25 protein-coding genes are annotated in these 21,492 nt (G+C 58.8%); 17 read left to right on the forward strand and 8 right to left on the reverse strand.

The window, feature by feature from the left end; genetic code table 11:
* Window positions 1-40: 40 nt before the first annotated feature.
* From J7394_RS17915 to trmD, 9 genes are all read left to right on the forward strand, one after another.
* A complete protein-coding gene (locus J7394_RS17915) occupies window positions 41-619 on the forward strand; it encodes a GNAT family N-acetyltransferase (protein ID WP_209255094.1) in 579 nt (192 codons plus the stop codon).
* Window positions 616-1,164 carry a GNAT family N-acetyltransferase gene (locus J7394_RS17920; protein ID WP_209255096.1) on the forward strand — a complete coding sequence of 183 codons (549 nt, stop codon included), beginning with the start codon at window positions 616-618 and terminating at the stop codon, window positions 1,162-1,164. Before J7394_RS17915 ends, J7394_RS17920 begins: the two co-directional genes overlap by 4 nt.
* Window positions 1,161-1,700: a GNAT family N-acetyltransferase gene (locus J7394_RS17925; protein ID WP_209255097.1), complete on the forward strand. Its 540-nt coding sequence runs from the start codon at window positions 1,161-1,163 to the stop codon at window positions 1,698-1,700. Before J7394_RS17920 ends, J7394_RS17925 begins: the two co-directional genes overlap by 4 nt.
* Entirely contained in the window at window positions 1,697-1,993 is a 297-nt protein-coding gene (locus J7394_RS17930; protein ID WP_039541590.1) for a chorismate mutase, read from the forward strand. Before J7394_RS17925 ends, J7394_RS17930 begins: the two co-directional genes overlap by 4 nt.
* A gap of 42 nt (window positions 1,994-2,035) precedes the next feature.
* Window positions 2,036-2,425: a 30S ribosomal protein S16 gene (rpsP, locus tag J7394_RS17935; RefSeq protein WP_170350323.1), complete on the forward strand. Its 390-nt coding sequence runs from the start codon at window positions 2,036-2,038 to the stop codon at window positions 2,423-2,425.
* Between the two features lie 12 nt (window positions 2,426-2,437).
* On the forward strand, window positions 2,438-3,073 hold the full coding sequence (gene bluB, locus J7394_RS17940; RefSeq protein WP_209255104.1) for a 5,6-dimethylbenzimidazole synthase: 636 nt from the start codon (window positions 2,438-2,440) through the stop codon (window positions 3,071-3,073).
* 143 nt (window positions 3,074-3,216) lie between these two features.
* Window positions 3,217-3,720, forward strand: a complete 504-nt coding sequence (rimM, locus tag J7394_RS17945; RefSeq protein ID WP_170681331.1) for a ribosome maturation factor RimM — start codon at window positions 3,217-3,219, stop codon at window positions 3,718-3,720.
* Window positions 3,720-4,529, forward strand: coding sequence for a hypothetical protein (locus J7394_RS17950; protein ID WP_209255106.1), 810 nt, complete (start codon window positions 3,720-3,722; stop codon window positions 4,527-4,529). The genes rimM and J7394_RS17950 overlap by 1 nt, the downstream gene beginning before the upstream one ends.
* The gene (gene trmD, locus J7394_RS17955; RefSeq protein ID WP_209255108.1) at window positions 4,526-5,326 is read left to right on the forward strand and encodes a tRNA (guanosine(37)-N1)-methyltransferase TrmD; all 801 of its coding nucleotides are present in this window, start codon (window positions 4,526-4,528) and stop codon (window positions 5,324-5,326) included. Before J7394_RS17950 ends, trmD begins: the two co-directional genes overlap by 4 nt.
* A 6-nt stretch (window positions 5,327-5,332) precedes the next feature.
* Here trmD and J7394_RS17960 read toward each other — a convergent pair whose 3' ends face one another.
* Entirely contained in the window at window positions 5,333-6,139 is an 807-nt protein-coding gene (locus J7394_RS17960) for a GH25 family lysozyme (RefSeq protein ID WP_209255110.1), read from the reverse strand.
* Between the two features lie 366 nt (window positions 6,140-6,505).
* Here J7394_RS17960 and rplS point away from each other — a divergent pair, with 366 nt between their 5' ends.
* Together rplS and rpmE are read left to right on the forward strand one after the other, a co-directional pair.
* Window positions 6,506-6,889, forward strand: coding sequence for a 50S ribosomal protein L19 (gene rplS / locus J7394_RS17965; RefSeq protein ID WP_170380501.1), 384 nt, complete (start codon window positions 6,506-6,508; stop codon window positions 6,887-6,889).
* An 11-nt stretch (window positions 6,890-6,900) separates the two neighbouring features.
* Window positions 6,901-7,122 carry a 50S ribosomal protein L31 gene (gene rpmE, locus J7394_RS17970; RefSeq protein WP_170380502.1) on the forward strand — a complete coding sequence of 74 codons (222 nt, stop codon included), beginning with the start codon at window positions 6,901-6,903 and terminating at the stop codon, window positions 7,120-7,122.
* Window positions 7,123-7,243: 121 nt separating this feature from the next.
* Here rpmE and J7394_RS17975 read toward each other — a convergent pair whose 3' ends face one another.
* Window positions 7,244-8,830, reverse strand: coding sequence for an MFS transporter (locus J7394_RS17975; RefSeq protein WP_170662453.1), 1,587 nt, complete (start codon window positions 8,828-8,830; stop codon window positions 7,244-7,246).
* Window positions 8,831-8,910: 80 nt separating this feature from the next.
* Window positions 8,911-9,798 (reverse strand): AEC family transporter, encoded by an 888-nt coding sequence (locus J7394_RS17980; protein ID WP_170641585.1) that lies wholly within the window; start codon window positions 9,796-9,798, stop codon window positions 8,911-8,913.
* Between the two features lie 217 nt (window positions 9,799-10,015).
* On the opposite strand from J7394_RS17980, the gene J7394_RS17985 reads away from it, so the two are divergent.
* A complete protein-coding gene (locus J7394_RS17985) occupies window positions 10,016-10,825 on the forward strand; it encodes a division plane positioning ATPase MipZ (RefSeq protein ID WP_170380504.1) in 810 nt (269 codons plus the stop codon).
* Window positions 10,826-10,882: 57 nt separating this feature from the next.
* On the opposite strand, the gene J7394_RS17990 is transcribed toward J7394_RS17985, so the two are convergent.
* Window positions 10,883-11,569, reverse strand: a complete 687-nt coding sequence (locus tag J7394_RS17990) for a GNAT family N-acetyltransferase (RefSeq protein ID WP_209255112.1) — start codon at window positions 11,567-11,569, stop codon at window positions 10,883-10,885.
* A gap of 123 nt (window positions 11,570-11,692) precedes the next feature.
* Here J7394_RS17990 and J7394_RS17995 point away from each other — a divergent pair, with 123 nt between their 5' ends.
* Window positions 11,693-12,628, forward strand: coding sequence for a hydrogen peroxide-inducible genes activator (locus tag J7394_RS17995; protein WP_209255120.1), 936 nt, complete (start codon window positions 11,693-11,695; stop codon window positions 12,626-12,628).
* Window positions 12,629-12,788: 160 nt separating this feature from the next.
* On the opposite strand, the gene J7394_RS18000 is transcribed toward J7394_RS17995, so the two are convergent.
* From J7394_RS18000 to J7394_RS18010, 3 genes are all read right to left on the reverse strand, one after another.
* The gene (locus J7394_RS18000) at window positions 12,789-14,129 is read right to left on the reverse strand and encodes a serine hydrolase (protein ID WP_209255122.1); all 1,341 of its coding nucleotides are present in this window, start codon (window positions 14,127-14,129) and stop codon (window positions 12,789-12,791) included.
* Between the two features lie 81 nt (window positions 14,130-14,210).
* On the reverse strand, window positions 14,211-15,467 hold the full coding sequence (locus tag J7394_RS18005; protein WP_209255124.1) for an adenylate/guanylate cyclase domain-containing protein: 1,257 nt from the start codon (window positions 15,465-15,467) through the stop codon (window positions 14,211-14,213).
* Between the two features lie 59 nt (window positions 15,468-15,526).
* Entirely contained in the window at window positions 15,527-15,967 is a 441-nt protein-coding gene (locus J7394_RS18010) for a MarR family winged helix-turn-helix transcriptional regulator (RefSeq protein WP_209255126.1), read from the reverse strand.
* A gap of 57 nt (window positions 15,968-16,024) precedes the next feature.
* Between J7394_RS18010 and hmgA the strand changes: the two genes are divergently transcribed.
* The 4 genes from hmgA (at window position 16,025) to J7394_RS18030 (ending at window position 19,713) form a co-directional block, all read left to right on the forward strand.
* The gene (hmgA, locus tag J7394_RS18015; protein WP_209255128.1) at window positions 16,025-17,380 is read left to right on the forward strand and encodes a homogentisate 1,2-dioxygenase; all 1,356 of its coding nucleotides are present in this window, start codon (window positions 16,025-16,027) and stop codon (window positions 17,378-17,380) included.
* A gap of 6 nt (window positions 17,381-17,386) precedes the next feature.
* Window positions 17,387-18,010: a LysE family translocator gene (locus J7394_RS18020; RefSeq protein ID WP_209255130.1), complete on the forward strand. Its 624-nt coding sequence runs from the start codon at window positions 17,387-17,389 to the stop codon at window positions 18,008-18,010.
* Between the two features lie 20 nt (window positions 18,011-18,030).
* A complete protein-coding gene (gene fahA / locus J7394_RS18025; RefSeq protein ID WP_209255132.1) occupies window positions 18,031-19,287 on the forward strand; it encodes a fumarylacetoacetase in 1,257 nt (418 codons plus the stop codon).
* Window positions 19,288-19,377: 90 nt separating this feature from the next.
* Complete coding sequence (locus tag J7394_RS18030) at window positions 19,378-19,713, forward strand: DOPA 4,5-dioxygenase family protein (RefSeq protein WP_209255134.1); 336 nt, start codon at window positions 19,378-19,380, stop codon at window positions 19,711-19,713.
* Here J7394_RS18030 and J7394_RS18035 read toward each other — a convergent pair.
* Complete coding sequence (locus J7394_RS18035; protein WP_209255142.1) at window positions 19,710-21,338, reverse strand: acyl-CoA synthetase; 1,629 nt, start codon at window positions 21,336-21,338, stop codon at window positions 19,710-19,712. The two genes, J7394_RS18030 and J7394_RS18035, sit on opposite strands and share 4 nt — an antisense overlap.
* Between the last annotated feature and the right edge of the window lie 154 nt (window positions 21,339-21,492).

Here is a 21,492-nt window from a genome sequence, read left to right on the forward strand (position 1 = left end):
GTATATCCATGCGCTCATGCGCCAAACCGGAGGTCCTGCAATGACCTTCCGGTTTGAAGCTGCGCCGAACGCTCAGGGGGTTGAGCTAGCGGTTCGGGTGGCGGCTGCGATTCCAACGCTCAAAACCGAGCGCTTGATTCTACGCGCGCCTCAATTGTCGGATTTCGACACCTACGCCCAGATCGTTGCCAGTCCGCGAGCGCGGTATTTGACCGTCATGTCGCGTGAGGACGCGTGGTACGATTTCGCACAGATGGTCGCCATCTGGTCGCTGCGCGGCCACGGGTTGTGGTCGGTTGAAGCGCAGGCCGATGGTCAACTGCTGGGCTTCGTCGTTCTTGGGTTCGAGCCTGAGGACCCGGAACCCGAGCTGGGCTTTATCTTCACCGAAGAGGGCGAAGGCCACGGATATGCGTTCGAAGCAGCCAGCGCGGCGCGTGATTTTGCCTTCGACCAGTTGGGTTGGAACACAATCGCAAGCTTCATCGTGAAGGGAAATGCGCGGTCGCAACGTCTGGCCGAACGGCTGGGCGCGTCCGTCGAACGTGAGATTGCTGAGGCCGATGGGACCACTCTGGTCTATCGTCACCTGCCTGCCCAAGCCGGGGAATTGGTATGACCTTGCTTACTATTCCCCAACTTGAAACCGAACGCCTGATCATGCGCGCGCCGTCTGAGGCTGATCTGGACGCCGATACCGCGTTCTTCGCCAGCGAGGCCGCGAAATTCGTCGGTGGACCGCTGCGCCGGGATGAGGTGTGGCGGGTGTTTGCCTCGCTTCTGGGGCATTGGGTTGTGCGCGGTTACGGGTATTGGAGCGTCGACGAGAAAGACACCGGCGCTTATGTCGGGCGCATCGGCCTTTGGTTCCCCGAAGGCTGGCCCGAACCTGAGATCGGCTGGACACTGATGAATCATGCCACCGGCAAAGGCTATGCGACCGAAGCGGCGATGGCCGCCCGGGCGCATGCCTATGATGTGCTGGGATGGGAGACGGCGATCTCGCTGATCGATCTGGACAACCACGCCAGCAAGGCAGTGGCCAAACGCCTGGGCGCGCAGTTCGAATACCACTATGACCACCCCAAATATGGGCGTTCCGAAATCTGGCGGCACCCTGCCCCGGGCGATCTGATCAATGGCGGTATGGAGGCCTACGCATGACAACCTTCACAATCCCCACCGTCGAAACCGACCGCCTGCTTCTGCGCGCGCCACATTTGGATGATCTGCCTGCGATGACCGAATTCTTCGCGACAAGCCGCAGCCATATGGTCGGCGGACCCAAGGATGCCTTCGAATGCTGGGGCTCATTGTCGAACCGGCTGGGACATTGGGCGCTGCGTGGCTATGGCCTGTGGCATCTGACCGAGAAAGCCGGCGGTGCGTTCGTCGGGTGGGCTGGCATGATCTACGTCCCCGGATGGGCCGAGCCCGAACTGGGCTGGACACTGATGGCCGAGGCCGAAGGCAAAGGGCTGGGTTTCGAAGCTGCGTATGCAGCGCGTGACTATGCGGCACGTCATCAGGGGCTGAACGGAGTTATCTCGTACATCGCCCATGCCAACGATCGCTCGCGCGTTTTGGCGGAGCGGCTTGGTGCGACGCTGGAAATCGAAAGAGCTGAGCTGCTGGGCAAACACGCCCAGATCTGGCGCCATCCGAAGATAGATTTGACCACCGAGAGGACCGGCCAATGACCAACCCCGTGACTCAGGCCGCCGCGCTGTTGAAAGACCATCGCGAAAGCATCGACCGGCTGGATGCGATCCTTGTCTACACGCTGGGTGAGCGGTTCAAGCACACGCAGGCCGTTGGCAAGCTCAAGGCCGCACACGACCTTCCCCCGTCCGATCCCTCGCGCGAGGCTGCGCAGATTGCACGGTTAGAAGACCTGGCGAAAGAGGCCGATCTGGACCCCGATTTCGCCAAGGCTTTCCTGAATTTCATCATTCAGGAAGTCATCCGACACCATAAGAAACACCAGAACTAAACCGGCACCACGCCGGATACGCCATTCAAAGGAGATACCACCATGGCAATGAAAATTCGTCTCGCCCGCGGCGGCTCGAAAAAACGTCCCTTCTATCGCATTGTTGCGGCTGACAGCCGTATGCCCCGCGATGGCCGTTTCATCGAGAAACTGGGCACCTACAACCCGCTGCTGCCGAAAGACAGCGAAGAGCGCGTGAAAATGAACATGGAACGCATCCAGTACTGGCTGGATCAGGGCGCTCAGCCCACCGACCGTATCGCGCGTATGCTCGAAGCTGCTGGCACCCGTGACAAAGCCGAGCGCAACAACCCGAACAAGGGTACTCCGGGCAAGAAAGCCCAAGAGCGCGCGGAAGAGAAAGCTGCAAAGGCTGCTGAAGCTGCCGAGGCTGCTGCTGCACCGGCTGAAGAAGCTGCAGCAGAAGAATAAGCAGGCTGACGCGTGCAGGATCAGGCTTTCACCGAGGATTTTCGCACGCAGTTCGATCTGTTGATGCGGCTCCGGCGCGATGTGCGTCGGTTCCGCACCGACCCTGTGGACGAGGCAGTGCTGACGCGCTGCCTCGACGCATTTCTGCTGGCCCCATCCGTGGGACTCAGCGAACCCTGGCGCGTGATCCGCGTCGAAAGTAAGGCCGCGCGCGACGCGGCGCTCAAGAATTTCCAAACCGCCAATGCGGACGCTCTGGCCGGGTATTCCGGTGAGAAAGCACAGCTGTATAGCGGCCTCAAACTGTCGGGCATGCAAGAAGCGCCGGTGCAATTGGCGGTGTTCTGCGATGACACCACCAGCAAAGGCCAGGGTCTGGGCGCGGGCACCATGCCCGAGATGCGGCGCTATTCCGTTGTCTCCGCTATCACCCTGTTCTGGCTGGCCCTGCGCGCGCAGGGGCTGGGGCTGGGCTGGGTTTCGATCCTGGATCCCGAGCAGATGAACACCGATCTGAACGTCCCAGACAACTGGCGGCTGATCGGCTATTTCTGCGTCGGCTGGCCGGAAGAAGAGTCCGACACGCCCGAGCTGGAACGGGCCGGTTGGGAAGACCGCGACGAGACTCTGCCGATCGAGGTGCGATAGGCCGATGTTCGGATTGTTACGGCTTCCCATCCTGTTGCTGATCGCATTTATTGTCGGCGTGTTCTTTGAACGCAATAACCAGCGTGAAGCCTGCGAAGTGATCGGGCAATGGCGAAACGGACTATGTATAACGGAAGGCTCAAATGAGTGATCTGATCTGCGTCGGCAGCATTGCGGGATCATACGGTGTGCGCGGCGAGGTGCGGCTGAAAAGCTTTTGCGCCGTGCCAGAAGACATCGAAGCCTATTCGCCACTAACCGACGAAGACGGCAAAGAGCGCTTTCCCGTGGTGCTCACCCGCGCGATCAAGAACGGATTTGCTGCGCGTCTGGGCGGGGTTGAAACCAAGGAAGAGGCGGACGCCCTGAACGGTCTGCGCCTGTATGCCCGGCGGGATCAACTGCCTTCACTGCCGGATGACGAGTTCTATCACACCGACCTGATCGGGCTCGAGGTGTATGACACCGGCGGCACCTTGCTGGGTAGGGTGAAATCCGTGCAAAATCACGGCGCGGCGGATTTGTTGGAATTGCACGGGCCGGGTCTGAAATCGACTGTCCTGCTGCCCTTTACTCTGGACGCTGTTCCGACAGTTGATCTTGAGGCCGGTCGCATCGTCGCTGACCCGCCAGAAGGCCTGATCTGATGCGGCGCGTTCTGCTGCATCTGGGGTTGCACAAGACCGGCACCACCGTTGCGCAGTCGTTTCTCTACAAGAACCGTCAGCTGATCTGGCCGCATTTTTCATTGATCCTGCCCTACAAGACCCGCAAAACCGGAATTGCAGACATCGCCACGCGGCATTCGATCTATCGGCTGCACAGCACACTGGCCGAGTTCGAAACCGGTTTCCGCGCGCTTCTGGACCCCATCGACTTTGGCACCAGGCGCGGCTTGATCCTGAGCGAGGAGAACTTTGCCGGACTGCGCCCGAGTCGCAACAGCGCCGAAGGCTACGGGGCGACCCCGGAATTGGCGACGACGCTGGTGGAGCAGGTGACAGATCGGCTGGGGCCGGTCGACCTTACGATCTATCTGTCCTTGCGACAGCGTGAGGATTGGCTGCGCAGCCTCTGGGCACATGATCTGCGGCGGACACGGCTGGTGCAGGACTATGACGAATTCCGGGAGGCGCTGAACCACCTGCCCTCGCCGAAAGAGACGGCGGATACGCTTCAGGACCGGCTGCCGCTGGTCAAAGTCCAGACCGAGTGGATGGAGGACCTGCGTAAGCGCCGCTTCGGGCCGGGCGCTCCGTTTGCGACATTTCTGAACCTCCCGCGCGACAAGATGTTCAAATTGGTCGCGCCGGAGCCGCACAAGGCCCGTCCGACCGATGAAGTTCTGCTGGAACTGCTCGAGTTGAACCGTTCGGCGCTGGACGATGCGGCTTTGATGGCGCAAAAGAAGGCCCTCATCAAACGCGCCAAGGACGATCTGGTTTCCCAGTCATGACAGATACACCAAGCAAATCCCACGGCCGCAAGGCCATCCGCCCCACTCTGCAACCGCGCGAGTTGATGACTCCGACCCCGGATCTGCACGGCGTGTGGAAGGCCAAGATCATCACCTTGTTTCCCAGCGCCTTCCCCGGCGTTCTAGGCGAAAGCTTAACGGGCAAAGCCTTGCAAGAGGGGCTTTGGCAACTGGAAACGGTTGATCTGCGGCAGTTCGGGATCGGCAAACACCGCAATGTGGATGACACACCCGCAGGCGGCGGCGCGGGTATGGTATTGCGCGCCGACGTTTTGGGGCCTGCCATCGAACAGACCATGGCCGGTATCAGGGGCAACTGGCCACTGATCTACCTTAGCCCGCGGGGCAAGCGCATGGACCAGCGGATGATGCAGAACCTCGCGCGTTGCGACGGGATGACCTTGCTCTGCGGCCGTTTTGAAGGCGTAGACGAGCGTGTGTTGGAGCATTACGGCGTGCAAGAAGTCAGCCTCGGCGATTTCGTCATGACCGGCGGAGAGATCGCAGCGCAAGCTCTGATCGACGCCACCGTGCGGCTGATCCCCGGCGTGCTTGGCAACCAAGCCTCGACCGAGGAAGAGAGCTTTTCCTCGGGCCTGCTAGAACACCCGCAATACACGCGCCCCGCGAAATGGAACGGCCGCCCAATCCCCGAGGTCCTGATGTCCGGTCACCACGGGCGCATCGCAGAATGGCGGCATCAGATGGCCGAGGACATAACGCGGGAACGGCGGCCTGATGTTTGGGACGACTACAAGAAGTCACGCGAAAGCTGACACCACTCAGGATGGGCGGTTCTTCCACTGCGCCCAGATCTCGGGCGGGCCGCTGAAGACGTTTATGTCGACCTTACCCTGAACCCCCGGCACCAGACCGGTGCCTGTGTATTGCCAGAACCTCCAGACCGCGCCGGGATAAACCTGACGGGGATGTCCCGCTACCGAGCGCAGCCAGAAATCAGTCTTTGGAAGCCGTGAGATGTTAGTGTCCTGGTAGAAGTCCACAGTGGTGTAGACGATTGGTCGGCGGCCATAATGACGTTCGAGGATATCGAGGAACTTTTGCGCCTCGGCCCGGACGATCTTGCCATCGGGACGCAGGGTGCAAGTTTTAGAATGCGGCGTCCATTCCATGTCCAGCACATGCGGCAGGTCCGCACCTTTCGGGACGTTCTGAATGAACCACTGCGCCTGTTCACGGGCTGGCCGACAGAAATAGTAATAGTGATACGCCCCCCACGGCACACCCGCTGCCTGCGCGCCGCGGCGATGTTCTGCGAACATCGGGTCGAGGAAATCACCCCCCTCGGTCGCTTTCATGAACACAAAGCTGACGCCCGAGGCCTTGGCCTGACGCCAATCAATCGGCCCCTGCCAGCGCGATACATCCAACCCGTGAACAGGGTAAAGCCCGGGATGTCGCCCATCCCAGTCATGTGGATCTGCATCGCCAAAATCGGGGTAGATTACGGCGGGCGCGGTCCGGTCTACGCCCGGCGTGACCTCTACGACCTGCGGCGGAGGTCCTCTGCGTCCGCAGGACACCAAAACAGCGGCCGCCAGGGCCAGCATGATTGCAAATCGGGTCATTGTTTCAGCCTGAAATAACTGCTCTTGTAATTGACCTCAGAATGCCTGATCCAACGCACAAAGCAACGTCGCATTCAGGAATTGGCAAAATCCCACCGCCGGTGCCTGCGATTTAGGCTTGATCCCTGTCCGCAAACCCCCTAAAGCAGCGCAATCCGGTGCCGCGTGATGCGACTCCGGTGTTTTGGTTTGTTTCATGGCGCACCGCTTGGCTTTCTTCGGGCAACGCGTGTCAGGGCAGACCGGACCAAAGGAACATTCGATCTGACCTCTGGCGGGCTGTACGCAGGACCCGATGAAGACCAAGAGCTCTCAGGCCGTGCCCAAACTTCGTGGACCAACCACGAGCAGATAGGAGTGAATGCGATGGACTTGATCGCACAGCTTGAGGCGGAACAGATTGCCGCCCTGGGGAAAGACATCCCCGATTTCAAAGCCGGTGACACCGTTCGTGTCGGCTTTAAAGTGACCGAAGGGTCGCGTACCCGTGTGCAGAACTACGAAGGTGTCTGCATCGCGCGTAAAGGTGGCAACGGCATCGCCGGTTCGTTCACCGTCCGCAAAATCTCGTTCGGCGAAGGCGTAGAGCGTGTGTTCCCGCTGCATTCGACCAACATCGACAGCATCACCGTTGTTCGCCGTGGCCGCGTCCGTCGCGCCAAACTGTACTACCTGCGCACCCGTCGTGGTAAATCCGCACGTATCGCAGAGGTCACCAACTACAAGCCCAAAGCTGGCGCCGAAGCGTAAGGAACGGAAAGATGAAAAAAGACATCCATCCCGATTATCACGTCATCGACGTCAAAATGACCGATGGCACCGTTGTTCAGATGAAATCCACCTGGGGCAGCGAAGGCGATCAGCTGGCTCTGGAAATCGACCCCTCCGTGCACCCCGCATGGACTGGTGGTTCGTCGCGCCTGATGGACGCCGGCGGCCGCGTGTCGAAGTTCAAAAAGAAATACGAAGGTCTGGGCTTCTAAGTCTTGCCATGTTCGATTTCGTAAGGCCGTCCCTTGGGGGCGGCCTTTTTTGTTTCCGACTAAATGCATGATGCACGCCACGCGGACCTGTTTCGAAAACAAAATCGGATCGGCAACTTTCTTACTTCGTCAGCTCCACTGCACTGTGCAGTGGTGGCACTGGCCCGCGAAGCAGCAACAGCGCCAAAACCATCCCGATCAGAGCGGCAATCGCAGCGACCACCATTGCGCTGTCAAAGGCGTTGTCCTGCAAATCCCGCAGAGCCTCAGCCAGAGCTGTTCCTGCCGTCGGCTCCAAGCTGGTGAGTAACTGCTGGACCTCGCCAGGTTTGCCGTGGGTCAGCGCATGCGCCAGATCAGCACGCTGCGTTGATCCGGAGGGCAGTGCGTCAATCACTTCGGACAAGCCACGACGTATGGTGATAGACTCTGCCAACCCACCGACCACTGCCCCCATGGTTGCTCCGAAATAGAGACAGGCGTTAATCACGCCTGAGCCCTGTCCAACATGCTCTTCGGGCAGAAGGCGCAGGCCAAGGCGCGGCAGGAGCGAGAAACAGATACCCAACCCGATCCCGACGATCAGCAGCTTCCACCAGATCTCGGAATATTGCGTGGTATTCGAGACTGTCGTCAGCAACAGGAACCCACATGCCATTGCCCCCAGTCCGATCGCAACCGGCCACTGGAAACTGTAGGGTGCCAGAAACCGGGGCGCGGTGACAGATATGACAAACATGCTGAGGCTAAGCGGCATGATCGCCAATCCCGCGCCGATGGAGGTATAGCCAAAGGCATCCGGCGATTGCACAAACGTGTTGAAATAGACAAAGAAACAGAAAAGCGTGAAACCGGTAAAGAACATTCCCGCGGCGGCCATGAAATAACGCGGATGACGGAAATACCGCAGCTCGATCAACGGGTCATCACTGCGACGCGAGACAATGACCAGCAGGACGGTCGCCAGGGCCGCCACAGCCAGCGGTATTAGCGTCAGTGGTGTGCTCCACCCGCCGCTTTCCCCATTGCTAAGCGCAAAGGACAGCGGCCCGAGAAATAGCAGAATGGCAACTGCTCCGGGATAGTCGAAACGTGCCCCGGCAAGGCGCGTGTCAGGCACGTACTTCCGTTTGCTGACATGCAATCCAATGGTGAAGGCCACGACCAGCAGAACCAGATCGGCGGCAAACACCGCGCGCCAGCTAATGTAATGCCCAAAGGCACCGCCTACGATGGGACCAACTCCGATAGCCAGCCCGACAATCGCGCCCCAGAAACCGGTGACACCGGCTCTCTGTTCCTCAGGTGTCGCCGCTGTCAGCAGGGAAAGAGAAGTTCCGAACAACGCCGCTGCCCCCGCGCCTTGCGCACCGCGCCCGATTAACAGCATGGTTGCGTCTTGCGCAAACAGGACCGAGCCAGACCCAAAGGCAAAGACGACCATACCAAAGAAGAAAACCCCCATCTTGCCGGTGATATCGCCCAGACGACTGACGATGGTAACAAGTGAGGCGCTTGCGACGGTATAGATCGCCATTACCCATTGCAGGCCGGACGGTGTCAGGTCGAATTCGGCCTTCAGGTTAGGTAGGATCGTCGCAACGGCGGTGGTGTTAAACCCTACAACCATCATGCAGATTGCCGTCATTGCCAGCACCACGCGGGCGCGGGCTTGTGGGGTTACGTCTGTCGGCGTCTTTCCGTTCATCGTGTCACCCTGAGCTTGTGGCTCTTTACCGCAATTTATCAGTAGATTAGCGATTTTTGCAGCCACGCATAGGGTTTACGTCAAATCCAATAGGTCAAGGCCAGCGGTAGAACGAGTATGGTCGTCAAGGTAGACACTAGGATGAACCCGGCGACATCCGGGCCGTATTCCGGCACGTGCTGGTCAATGAACAGGTATGTTGCCACCGAGGATGGCATCAGGCAGCACAGGATCAGGGCGCCGCGCTCGGCACCCGTGAAGCCGAAGAGCCAGACCAGACCCATGGCAATACCCACAGCCATGACCAGATGCAGTCCGGTCAGCAAGACTGCACGCCCCAGACTGGCAATCCTTAGCGTCGCCAGCGTGTGGCCCAGTGTCAGCAACATCAGCGGGATCGACAACCCGCCCAGGATATCGAAGGACTTGGCGATCGGTTGCGGCAGGCTGGTCCCTGTGGCCATCAGGATCAACGACAGGGCCACGGCATAGATGATCGGTGATGTGACCAGCTTTCTAACCGAGAACACACCGGCCGGGATCCACATTCCAACGGTAAAGATGCTGATCAGGACAACGACGACAAAGGCCATTGTGTAGGCCATCCCCGCGTCGCCCAGCGCCAGCAGAGTGATCGGCAGGCCGATATTGCCCACATTCCCATGCATCAGGGGCGTCAGGAACGCCCTTACAGGCAGGCGCAGAAGCCGCAAAGCCACAAAGCCCAGAACGCCAAAGCTGGCCACAGCCAGCGCAGCAGCGCTCATCATATCCAGAAACGTGCCCACATTCAGCTTGGTGCCCGCCAGATGCGACAGGATCAGGGTCGGATAGCCGACCCGCGAGACGATCCCTCCGACCACTTTATTGTCAAACGGAGACTTGGTAAGCGCCAGCCCATACCCGATGCCCACGCAAATCAGGACCGGTAAAACCACGTTCAGAACGCTCAGGAACAGTTGCTCCAACCGGTATCCTCCTGTCCGATCCTCGATTAAAGAGTGAATCACGGGCCCGGTTTTGGCAAGCATGGCGTTCTAAACTGCCAAAGCGATTGGGTTTTCCAAATTAGAGCCTGATATTGGTCGAAACAACGCCCCGAGGTTCTTTTCTTCCCCGCTGACACAACATATAGTGGCTAATAACAACGTGTGGACAAACACGGCAGGGCTTGGGAACGACGGCATGGCACATATCATCGTAGTGGGGAACGAAAAGGGCGGCGCAGGCAAATCGACCGTTTCCATGCATGTGGCCACCGCTCTGGCGCGTCTGGGCCGCAAGGTCAGCACGCTGGATCTTGACCTGCGGCAGCGAAGCTTGGGACGCTATTTCGAGAACCGGGCGAACTTTTTGAAAAACGCTGAGGCAAGCCTGCCCAGCCCACGCCACCACGACCTGCCCGAGATCGACGCCAGCACCCTGAAACCTGGCGAGAATATCTATGACCATCGCCTGTCGGCGGCTGTTTCGCAGCTTGAGAATGACAGCGATTTTATCCTGATCGACTGCCCTGGCTCACATACCCGTCTCAGCCAAGTGGCGCATTCGCTGGCCGATACGCTGATCACACCGCTGAACGACAGTTTCATTGATTTCGACCTGCTAGCCCGGATTGACTCCAAAGGTGAGAAGATCCTCGGCCCGTCGGTCTATTCCGAAATGGTTTGGAACGCGCGGCAATTGCGGGCGCAGGCAGGCTTGAAACCGATCGACTGGGTCGTCGTGCGCAACCGGGTCGGTACTCAGCGCATGGTCAACAAGGAAAAAATGCAACGCGCGATCGAGATGCTGTCGCAACGCATCGGGTTCCGCGTCGCTTCGGGCTTTTCCGAGCGGGTCATCTTCCGTGAGCTTTTTCCTCGCGGCCTGACCCTGCTGGACCTCAAAGATATAGGCGTCAAACAGCTGAACATCTCTAACATCGCAGCGCGTCAGGAACTGCGCGACATGATGCGCGAGTTGAACTTGCCCGGCGTCGAAATCGACTTCTAGGCGCTACTTGAACCCCTTCCCCACCAGACCGCGCCGCCCCCTTTCGGGCACGACAGCCTAAGATGCGCGACGGAAGCGTTCGAATGTTATCCAGACAGTGTCGCGAGAGGCCTCGGTGAAGCGGCACTTCTTGAGGATTGATTGAGATGCAATATTGCTCTCGTGCACAACCGCAAAAAGCCGAATAATCTCAGGGTTTTGACGCAAGCACTGAGTGCAGAATTGCGCCACGACAGAGCTGGCATACCCTTTGCCCCAATGCTGCTCACCGATCCAATAGCTGATTTCGGCGCTGTCTTGTCCCACTCTCAGCATTCGGGCTTGTCCGATGACAGTGTCGTCTATCGAAGCGGCCAAGACTTCGTGATGGTCTTCACCCGTCAACTCGATCAACTGTCGCGCGTCATCCTCGCTGATTGGGCCCGGGTATCGGTCGGGCAAATAATGCCACAAGCGTTCTGACGACAGCATGGCAGCATAGTCAGCTGCATCCTGCGCCTGCCAAGGGCGTAACTGAATTTGCCGAGATTGAGGCCGGCTGGATGTTTCAGATATGTCATCCTCACAGAGCAGAGGCACCCATCCGATTTGCACAGGATCATATGCCAATTCAATGCCGCGCACCTTGCACCAGTCAATTTCGCCCTGCGAAAGGACACCCTGCGAACGCGAAGTTGGCAATTGGATTGAGTCTCGCAACGCGCGGACGCCGTCAGTTCTAGCGAATTCGTTTTGAATATTCATGAAATCCTCCGAGCAAACGCACCAAAAACAAGCGCTCTAAAATAGGCCACTTGGTAATGATGGTTGTTTCGGCCCAGTATAATAGCCTATTGTGTTAGAATCTTTGATTGGAAAAACCTATCAATGGAATTGCAACTGACGCTAAAACAACTGGCTTACTTTCGAGCGCTGGCCGAAACTGGTCACTACAGAAAAGCCGCTGAGCGGATAGGTATCAGCCAGCCATCTCTCAGCCTGCAGATTGCCAATCTCGAAGCCGCGCTTGAACTGAAACTGGTCGAGCGCGGCAGAGCCGGAGCTGTGCTGACACCTGAAGGGCGCGAAGTACTGGAAAAAACTCGGAGCATCTTGTCAGAGGTCGCTTTGCTGCAAGAAACTTCCGGTCGGATGAAATCCGAGCTTGCGGGCACGTTCCGACTAGGATCATCACCAACCCTCGGCCCGTACCTTTTGCCACGTGTTTTTCACCACCTGCACGAAAACCACCCGAGCCTAAAACTGATCGTGCGAGATGGGGCACCGTCCGAGCTGTTGCAAGAGCTTCTGAGCGGGGTGCACGATTTCATTTTGACGCAACTGCCGGTGAGCTCGTCAGACGTCACGATCCTACGCCTGCTTCGGGAACCTCTGAAACTTGCGGTGGCCCGAAATCACCGCCTTGCCCAAAAAGAATTGGCCAATGACGAAGATCTGAAGGGTGAGAGCATTCTGGCGCTCTCTCGTCGATTCACGCTTCACAACCAAGTTGCAGACCTCGCCAATAGCTTGGGGGCCAACCTCCTCTACGACTACGAAGGCACGAGTCTTGACGCAATTCGGCAGATGACAGCGATGAATATCGGCGTGTCCTTCCTTCCGTCGCTTTACGCCGCATCTGAAATTCCAGAGGTTGGCGGAGATGTGGTTCTGGTGCCCTATCGCCCGGGACGGTTGAACAGGTCCATCGGTCTGGTTTGGCGAAAATCTAGCGGTCACCACCAGACGTTCGCCTTCCTTTCGGAGATTATTCTAAGTGTCGCCAGAAATGAGTTTTCGGGACTGGTCAGCATCGAAGGCTAGGAGGATTGCGTTTGGACCGATTTGCCTGCGAGCAGGTGTTTCTATTTCAGGATAGAAACCCGAATTTGGCCAATCCGCTCTGGAATCTCTTTTCAGAGATCGACGCAACAGGTCTGAGCAAGAGGAAAACCTGCGACCGCCGTCTGTACGCTGCAGCACTTCAGCCGTCACCCACAGTCGCGATCAGAGCTTTGGCCAAAGGCAGTGGCGAATATCCCAACCGTGACGGCGTCAGCCCCAAACGCACCACCACCATATCATGCGAGGGAAAAATGCCGACGGATTGGCCGTCATGACCCTGCAGCCAGACGGTGTCCTCGAATTGCGGCTCACCACGTGGGCCGTCCAACCACATATGCCCTTTGGCATAAGCCCCGTCTGAGGTCGCGACGGGTTCAAACATCCAATCGGTGTAGCCTTCGGGCAAGATCCGCTGCCCTTTCCAAACACCGCCCTGTAGCAGAAACTGCCCAAAGCGCGCCCAGTCGCGCGCGGTGGCGTACATGTAGCTTGAGCCCACAAATGTATCCGCCCCATCGGTCTCCACCACAGCTGAGTGCATGCCCAGAGGGTCGAACAACGCTGTGCGGGGGTAGCTGAGGTCGCCCTCTTCAAGCTGGCCCTGCCACACACGAGACAGAACTGTGGACGTGCCCGAGGAATAGCTGAACTCGGTCGCCGTGGGATATGCAGCGGGGCGTCCGGCGGCGAAATCGACCATGTCATCCTTGAGATACAGCATGCGCGTTACGTCCGAGACGTCGCCATATTCCTCATCCCATTGCAGGCCACTGGACATGGCCAGCATGTCCTCGACCGTGATGTCGCGGCGCGAGTCTTCGGCCCAGTCGGGGAAAACATCCGTAAGATCATCGCCCAGCGCCATGTCGCCCGACTGGATCAGCGTACCAATCAACCCTGCGGTGATCGTTTTGGTCATCGACCATCCCAGCAAGGGCGTTTCGGTGTCAAAGCCATCAGCATAAGCCTCGGCAATGATGCGTCCATCCTTGACGACCACGACCGCGCGATAGCCTTCGCCCAGCAAGGACGGGTCCGACAAAACATCGGTCAGCGCGGGGTTCGCGGACAGAACGACCTCATTTCCATGCGGCCAAAGACCGTTGGGTACAGGTGCGGGTTCGGGCAGCGTGTGATCTGTCAGCTCTACGTCGTGCACATTAGTGCATCCCAATCCGGGGCGGTATTGGGATGTGGCCGGAGCGAAGAATCCAAACATCCGCGCCTCAACCGATTGGGCCTGTTCGTCGACACTGACCGAAACCTGCTTCAGCAAGGGATGTCCCGGCGCTTGCACATCGCTTTGTAGCACGGTATCGGCATCGCGCCCGGCCAGGAACACGTTCGAACAGACGATCTTGGCCGAATAGTTGGTGCCCACTTTCAACAAATCCGGTGGCGCGATCCACAGGTAGCCACCTGCTGCAACAACAGCCAGCGCGCATGCGCCAACCGCGTATTTTAGAACCTTCTCGAACATGCGCCCCTTTCGGACCTCAGCGGCCCGCCCCTCTATGCCATTTGATCAGAGGGTTTCACCCCCGCGAACATCGCGCCACCGTTACGTTGCGTTCTTGACCTCTGACTTTTTGGCGCCGCTTGCTTGTTTGTATATGGTGAAAAGTTCTTTCGGTTCGTTAACGCCGCGCAACATGTAGCGCCCGACAGAGATCAACTCCTGCGCGCAGGGTTGAGCGGCACGGGCAACGTCGTCGGAGACGAGAATCCTCTGGCCCAACGACCGGTGCATCCCGGCAATCCGGGCCGCCTGATTCACCGCAGGACCAATCACCGTGAAATCCAGCCGAGTTTCTGATCCGATATTGCCATAGAGGATCTCACCCGAATGCAGCGCCAGGGTGAAATTTGCCACCCTCTGCCCATCTACCAGTCGCCGCGCGTTCAGCTCTTCCATCCGGCTTTGCAGCATGGCGACAGCGGCCAGAGCCGCGCGGGCATCAGCGTCGCTCTCTCCCACGTCGAACATGGCCATCAGCCCGTCACCCATGAATTTCAGGATGTTGCCGCCATTGTCGTGCACGACGCCCACGGCAACGGCAAGATAGTCGTTCAGCATGTCTATGATCTCGTGACCCGGCAGATCCTCGGACAGGGTGGTGAAGCCTTCGAGGTCGAAGTTCCAGATCACCGCATCAATCTGTTGCAACGAACCGCGACGGATCTCGCCAGACAGGACACGCCGCCCCGCATCGCGTCCAAGGTAGACGCGCATCAGATCCTTGGCCATGGTCTGGTTCTTGGCGGATTTCAACGCAAGCCCAAGATGCGGCAGAGCTACATGGATTTTCCCCAGATCGCTGTCATCAAAACCGGTGGGAGCGTCGCTGGTCCAGGACATCAGCACTCCGTCACCGATCTTTTTCTCACCCGCCGGACGGACCTGTTCGGAGCGTTCAAACGACACGCCCGTTGCGTAGTAATCCGTCGCTCCGATCTCGCGCAGGTCATTCAACAAGGGGAAACGGCTTGGTTCGTTCTGGTCCACCAACCGCACGCGCAGGTCATCCATGTCCTCATGCAAAAGCGCATAGAGAGGGCTGCGTTGCCAGACTTCGCTGGGGGTGTCGGTGTTTGCGAACCGCTCGGATTCCCCGCCGGAATCCCGATACCAGCTATAGCCAGTGCCGCCATAAAGCGGATGCAGCGTCGACTGCGCCGCGTGGAATCGCATCAGGGGAAGGCCCAGATCAATCAGGCGGTTGCAAAAGCCATCCAGCAATTCTTCCTGACCAGCCCCTTCAAGCCCTTTGGAAACAAGCCAGTCGATAAGGTCAAAGATAGGATCTGAAGAGGTCATGGAATTGTCCGTCAAAGTACTGCCCTGAATGTGGGCTGCGTGATGGAAATTACCAGACCTTAAGCCATCCCTGCCAGTCGCCGCAGCATTTTCCTCAGCATGGCGGCCTCTTCTTCCGAGAATGCGCCCGCCAGTTTCGCGTCATAGCGCTCAGCTATACCGCTCAGTTCACGATAGACGGTCTGACCGGCGGGCGTCAGCGTCAGCCATTCGACCCTTCGGTCATCCTCATCCCTTGTACGTTTGAGGTAGCGGCTTTGTTCCAGCTTATACACCGCGCGGCTGATCTTGGTTTTGTGCAGCTTCGCGCGCTTGCCAATCTCTTTCGCGGTCAGAGTGCCGAAGACACCCAGATGGAACAGCACCCGCCATTCACTGCGCAGCATGCCATAGCGTTCCTTGTAGAGGCGCTGAAACTCCAATGAGGCTGCTTCAGCTGCCTGATTCAACAGGAACGGCAAAAAATTCTGCAGATCAAAATCATCTTTTTCTTGGGACATGCTTGTTAGTTACAAAAACAACTAATAATTCACAAGCAGAAAACCGAGGAGTTCACGATGTCCAACAAGGCTGAACCGCATGGTCTGACGCAGGCCGTCACACCTGTAGGAACGCATCCCGGCTATATGCCAGGCTTCGGCAATGACTTTGAGACCGAGGCTTTGCCTGGCGCGTTGCCGCAGGGCATGAACAGCCCGCAACGCTGCAACTATGGCCTCTATGGCGAACAGCTCAGCGGCACGGCCTTCACGGCCAATCCGCCCGAGCGGACGTGGTGCTACCGCATTCGCCCGTCGGTCAAGCATTCGCATCGCTATGAGAAAATCGACCTGCCCTATTGGAAGTCCGCGCCCTGTATCGACCCGGATGTGATCAGCCTTGGTCAGTATCGCTGGGACCCGGTTCCGCATTCTGACGCCTCTTTGACCTGGCTGACCGGTATGCGCACCATGACAACGGCGGGGGATGTGAACACGCAGGTCGGCATGGCCAGCCATGTCTATCTGGTCACCGACTCGATGGTGGACGACTATTTCTTCTCGGCCGATTCCGAGCTGCTGGTGGTTCCGCAAGACGGCCGCCTGCGGTTTGTGACCGAGCTTGGGATCATTGATCTGGAGCCACAGGAAATCGCGATCCTGCCGCGCGGGTTGCTCTACCGTGTTGAAGTGCTGGAAGGTCCCGCTCGGGGCTTTGTCTGCGAGAATTACGGGCAGAAATTCGAACTGCCAGGGCGCGGTCCGATTGGTGCCAATTGCATGGCCAATCCGCGCGACTTCAAAGTGCCCGTCGCGGCGTTCGAGGACCGAGAGGTGCCTTCAACCGTGACGATCAAATGGTGCGGGCAGTTCCACGTCACTCAGATCGGTCATAGCCCGCTGGACGTAGTGGCCTGGCACGGCAACTATGCGCCCTATAAATACGACCTGCGCACCTACTGCCCGGTCGGCGCAATCTTGTTCGACCACCCGGATCCGTCGATTTTCACCGTCCTGACGGCCCCTTCGGGCCAGCCCGGCACAGCCAATATCGACTTCGTCCTGTTCCGCGAGCGTTGGATGGTGGCCGAAGACACCTTCCGCCCGCCGTGGTACCACAAGAACATCATGTCCGAGCTGATGGGCAATATCTACGGCCAGTATGACGCCAAACCTCAGGGCTTTGTTCCCGGCGGCATGAGCCTGCACAACATGATGATCCCCCACGGCCCGGACCGCGAAGCGTTCGAAAAGGCCTCAAACGCCAATCTGGGGCCGGACAAGCTGGATCACACGATGTCCTTCATGTTCGAAACCCGCTTCCCACAGCATCTGACCGCCTTCGCCGCGACCGAGGCCCCCTTGCAGGACGACTATATTGACTGCTGGTCCTCGCTTAAGAAAAAGTTCGATGGAACACCGGGAAAGAAATAACCTGCCATGAGCTTTGATATCTGGATCACCTATGTCGCCACCGTCCTGCTGCTGATGAGCACTCCAGGACCAAGCCAGCTTCTGATGCTGTCGAACTCGGCCACCAACGGGCTGCGCCGGGGCGTGTTCACGGCTGCTGGTGATCTGACGGCGAACCTGTTGCAGATGTTGGCGGCGGGTCTCGGGCTTGCCGCGATCATTGCGGCCTCGGGCACCGCGCTGGCTGTGATCAAATGGCTGGGCGTCGCATATCTTGTCTTTCTCGGCGTCAAAGCGATTGTCAAAGCCAAACCTCAAACAGCGCAAACCGCACAGCTGGCCAGCCGAAAAACCTTGTGGATGCAGGGCTTCATCACTTCAGCCGCCAATCCCAAAGCAGTAGTGTTCTTTGCCGCACTGTTTCCGCTGTTCATCGACAGCGCGCTGCCCTTCTGGCCGCAATTCGCGATCCTCTCAGCCACCTATCTGATCATGGACGGCTTGTTTCTGACCGCTTACGGTGCCAGCGCCAGTTGGCTCGCGACGCGGCTCAAAGGGTCTGCGCGGCTGTGGTTGGATCGCGCGGGTGGCGGGTTCATGATTCTGGCTGCCGTTCTGCTGGGGCTGAAGTCCCTGCGAGACGCTCAATAAACCAAGACAAGGATCAAAAGATGCCTTTGCTGAAATCCTGGGTCGCCTCGGCCAATGACGCGACCCATCCCTTTCCGTTGAACAACCTGCCCTATGGGGTCTTTGCCCTTAGCGATGAGGAGCCCAGATGCGGCGTTGCCATTGGGGACATGATCCTGGATGTCACCGCAGCCGAGGCCGAAGGGGTCATCACTCTGACCGATGAGCCGCTTTTCGACCTGCCGTTCTGGAACCCTTTGATGGAGCAAGGCCCTGCCGTCTGGGCCGCCCTGCGCGACCGCCTAACGGCGCTTCTGTCCGAAGGCGCGACGGAGCAAGAGGTGGTGGAGCCCTTGCTGGTACCGCAAAGCGCGGTTGTCATGCACATGCCCTTCGCGGTCAGCGAATACACCGATTTCTACGCCGGCCGGCATCACGCCTTCAACGTGGGCTCGATGTTCCGGGACCCCGAGAACGCGCTGCCGCCGAACTGGCTGCATATACCGATTGGGTATAATGGCCGGGCATCCTCGGTCGTGGTGTCGGGTACGGATATCCGCCGTCCGTGGGGGCAACTGAAGTCGCCCGATCAGGACAAACCCGCCTTCCTGCCCAGCCGCCGCTTCGACTTTGAGCTTGAAATGGGGGCAATCGTTGGCACTCCGTCCGACGGCCCGATCTCGGTGCAGCAGGCGGACGATCATATCTTCGGCTACGTTCTGCTGAACGACTGGTCCGCCCGTGACATTCAAGCGTGGGAGTATCAGCCCCTTGGGCCGTTCCAAGCCAAGGCCACGGCCACATCAATCAGCCCTTGGATCGTAACCAAACCAGCGCTGGAACCGTTCCGCTGTGACACTCCCGAACGCGAATTCGAGTTGCTGGATCACCTAAAGGATTGTGGCCCGATGCTCTATGACCTTTCGCTTGAGGTGACGCTGGCCCCCGAAGGCCAGGCGGCGACCACAATCACCCGCACGAATTACAGCGAGATGTACTATTCCGCCGCACAACAACTGGCCCATCACGCCAGCTCAGGCTGCCCGATGAACACCGGTGATCTGCTGGGCTCCGGCACGATTTCCGGGCCGACGCGCGATACCCGAGGTTCGCTGCTGGAACTCAGCTGGGGCGGCAAGGACCCGTTGAGCCTTGAGACTGGTGAGTCCCGCAGCTTCCTTGAAGACGGAGACACGCTCACCCTGTCCGGCTCTGCGCAAGGGGATGGCTATACAATCGGGTTCGGAACCTGCCATGGCACTGTACTTCCGGCGCTGGAGGACCCTCTCAAACCCTGAGCCATGCCGCACAGCACCTGTGTGCCGGTGTTGGTAGGATTGAGGACCAAGACCGCCTAGGTTCATTGCATCCAAGCAATGAGGCCCCCGATGTCTGAGATCACCGGCTATCACGCCCATGTCTATTTCGACGCCGACACACAGGATTTAGCGCAACACATCTGCGAAGAGGCGGCCCGCCTTTTTCCTGTGCAGATGGGACGCATGCACGCGCGCCCGGTTGGCCCGCATCCGAGGTGGAGCTGCCAACTGGGCTTTGCCGCCGACGCGTTTGATCAGGTCATCCCGTGGTTGATGTTCAACCGGCAGGGCCTGACGATCTTCACCCATGCTGAGACCGGCGATCACTTGGCCGACCACCGTGATCACGCGTTGTGGATGGGAGAGCTTTTGGATCTGGACCTGTCGATTTTCGACAAGGCCTAGCCCAACGCCCGCGCCTGATCCCTAAGCACGAATTTCTGAACCTTGCCGGTGGATGTCTTGGGCAAAGTCCCGAACACCACGGTCTTGGGTGCTTTGAAATGGGCCATGTTGTCCCGGCAGAACGCAATCAGATCAGCCTCGGTTGCGCTGGCCTCGGGCTTTAGCTCAACGAAAGCGCAGGGGGTTTCACCCCATTTCTCATCCGGGCGGGCGACCACTGCGGCCTCCATGACGGCAGGGTGCTTGTAAAGAACCCCCTCAACCTCGACGGATGAGATATTCTCACCGCCCGAGACAATGATGTCCTTGGACCGGTCCTTCAGCGCGACATAACCATCGGGGTACATCACCCCCAGATCGCCCGAGGCAAACCAACCGCCGTTGAACGCCTTGTCGGTGGCATCGGGGTTCTTGAGGTAGCCTTTCATCACCACATTGCCCTGCATGAAGATCTCACCCATGGTTTCGCCATCGGCGGGCACAGGCTCTAGCGTTTCGGGATCGGCCACCATCAGGCCCGAAAGCGCCGAATAGCGCACGCCTTGCCGAACCTTGAGGGCGGCCCGTTCAGCCGCGCTCTTCTGGTTCCATTCATCCTTCCACGCGCAGACGACCGAAGGGCCATAAGTCTCGGTCAGGCCGTAGACATGGGTCACCTCGACGCCCATCCCCTCCATCGCTTCGATTACGGCGGCAGGCGGCGGGGCACCGGCAGTCATCACTTTGATCTGGTGGTCGAAATCCTTGAGGTGATCGGGGGCATGCGCCAGCATGTTCAGCACGATCGGCGCGCCACAGAAATGGGTGACTTTCTCTTCCCGGAAGGCGGCATAGATCGGCTCGGCCCGAACCGCACGCAAGCAGACCGAGACCCCGGCATTCAGCGCCATGGCCCAGGGGAAACACCAGCCATTGCAGTGGAACATCGGCAGGGTCCACAGGTAGACCGAATGCTTCGGCATGCCCCAATCCAGCAGGTCGGACTGGGCGTTCAGGGCCGCGCCTCGGTGGTGATAGACCACGCCCTTGGGGTTGCCGGTCGTGCCAGAGGTGTAGTTGAGCGTGATCGCGTCCCACTCATCCGCGGGCAGAGACCATTCAAACTCGGGGTCGCCTTCATCCAGCAGGGCCTCATAAGTCAGGCTGCCAAGGCGTTCGCCACCCTCAAAACTGGGATCTTCGATATCGATCACCAGAAGGTCATGATCGACCTGCGGCAGCGCCTCTTTAACGACGGCGGAAAACTCAGGGTCGACCAGCAGCACCTTGGCCTCGGAGTGGTTAAGGATGAAGGCGATGATCGGCGCATCGAGGCGCGTGTTGATCGCGTTCAAAACAGCGCCAACCATGGGAATGCCAAAATGGGCCTCATAGAGCTCAGGGATGTTCGCGGCGATGATCGAGACGGTATCGCCCTTGCCCACCCCACGGGCCGTCAGGGCGCTGGCAAGACGGCGGCAGCGCGCATAGGTCTGCGCCCAGCTGTAGCGACGGTCTCCATAGACGACGGACGGGTAATCGGGATACACCGCCGCCGTCCGTTCAATGAAGCTTAGCGGGGATAGCGGCGTGTAATTCGCACGGTTCTTATCCAGATGACGCTCATACATATTGGCTGCTTGCATCCGCCAACCCTCCCAATTCGCGTGTGTCGCCACATGACCATAAACACGGGGCTGTGACCATCTTGTAGAAATACGACAAGTGGCGGGGCTCTGGCGATACGCTATGATGACATCTGGCCCTATATTCGCGACCCCATTCGCGGTGATCTGGGCC

This window comes from Ruegeria sp. R13_0 (assembly GCF_017743995.1).
In the GTDB taxonomy this organism is placed as follows: Bacteria; Pseudomonadota; Alphaproteobacteria; order Rhodobacterales; family Rhodobacteraceae; genus Ruegeria.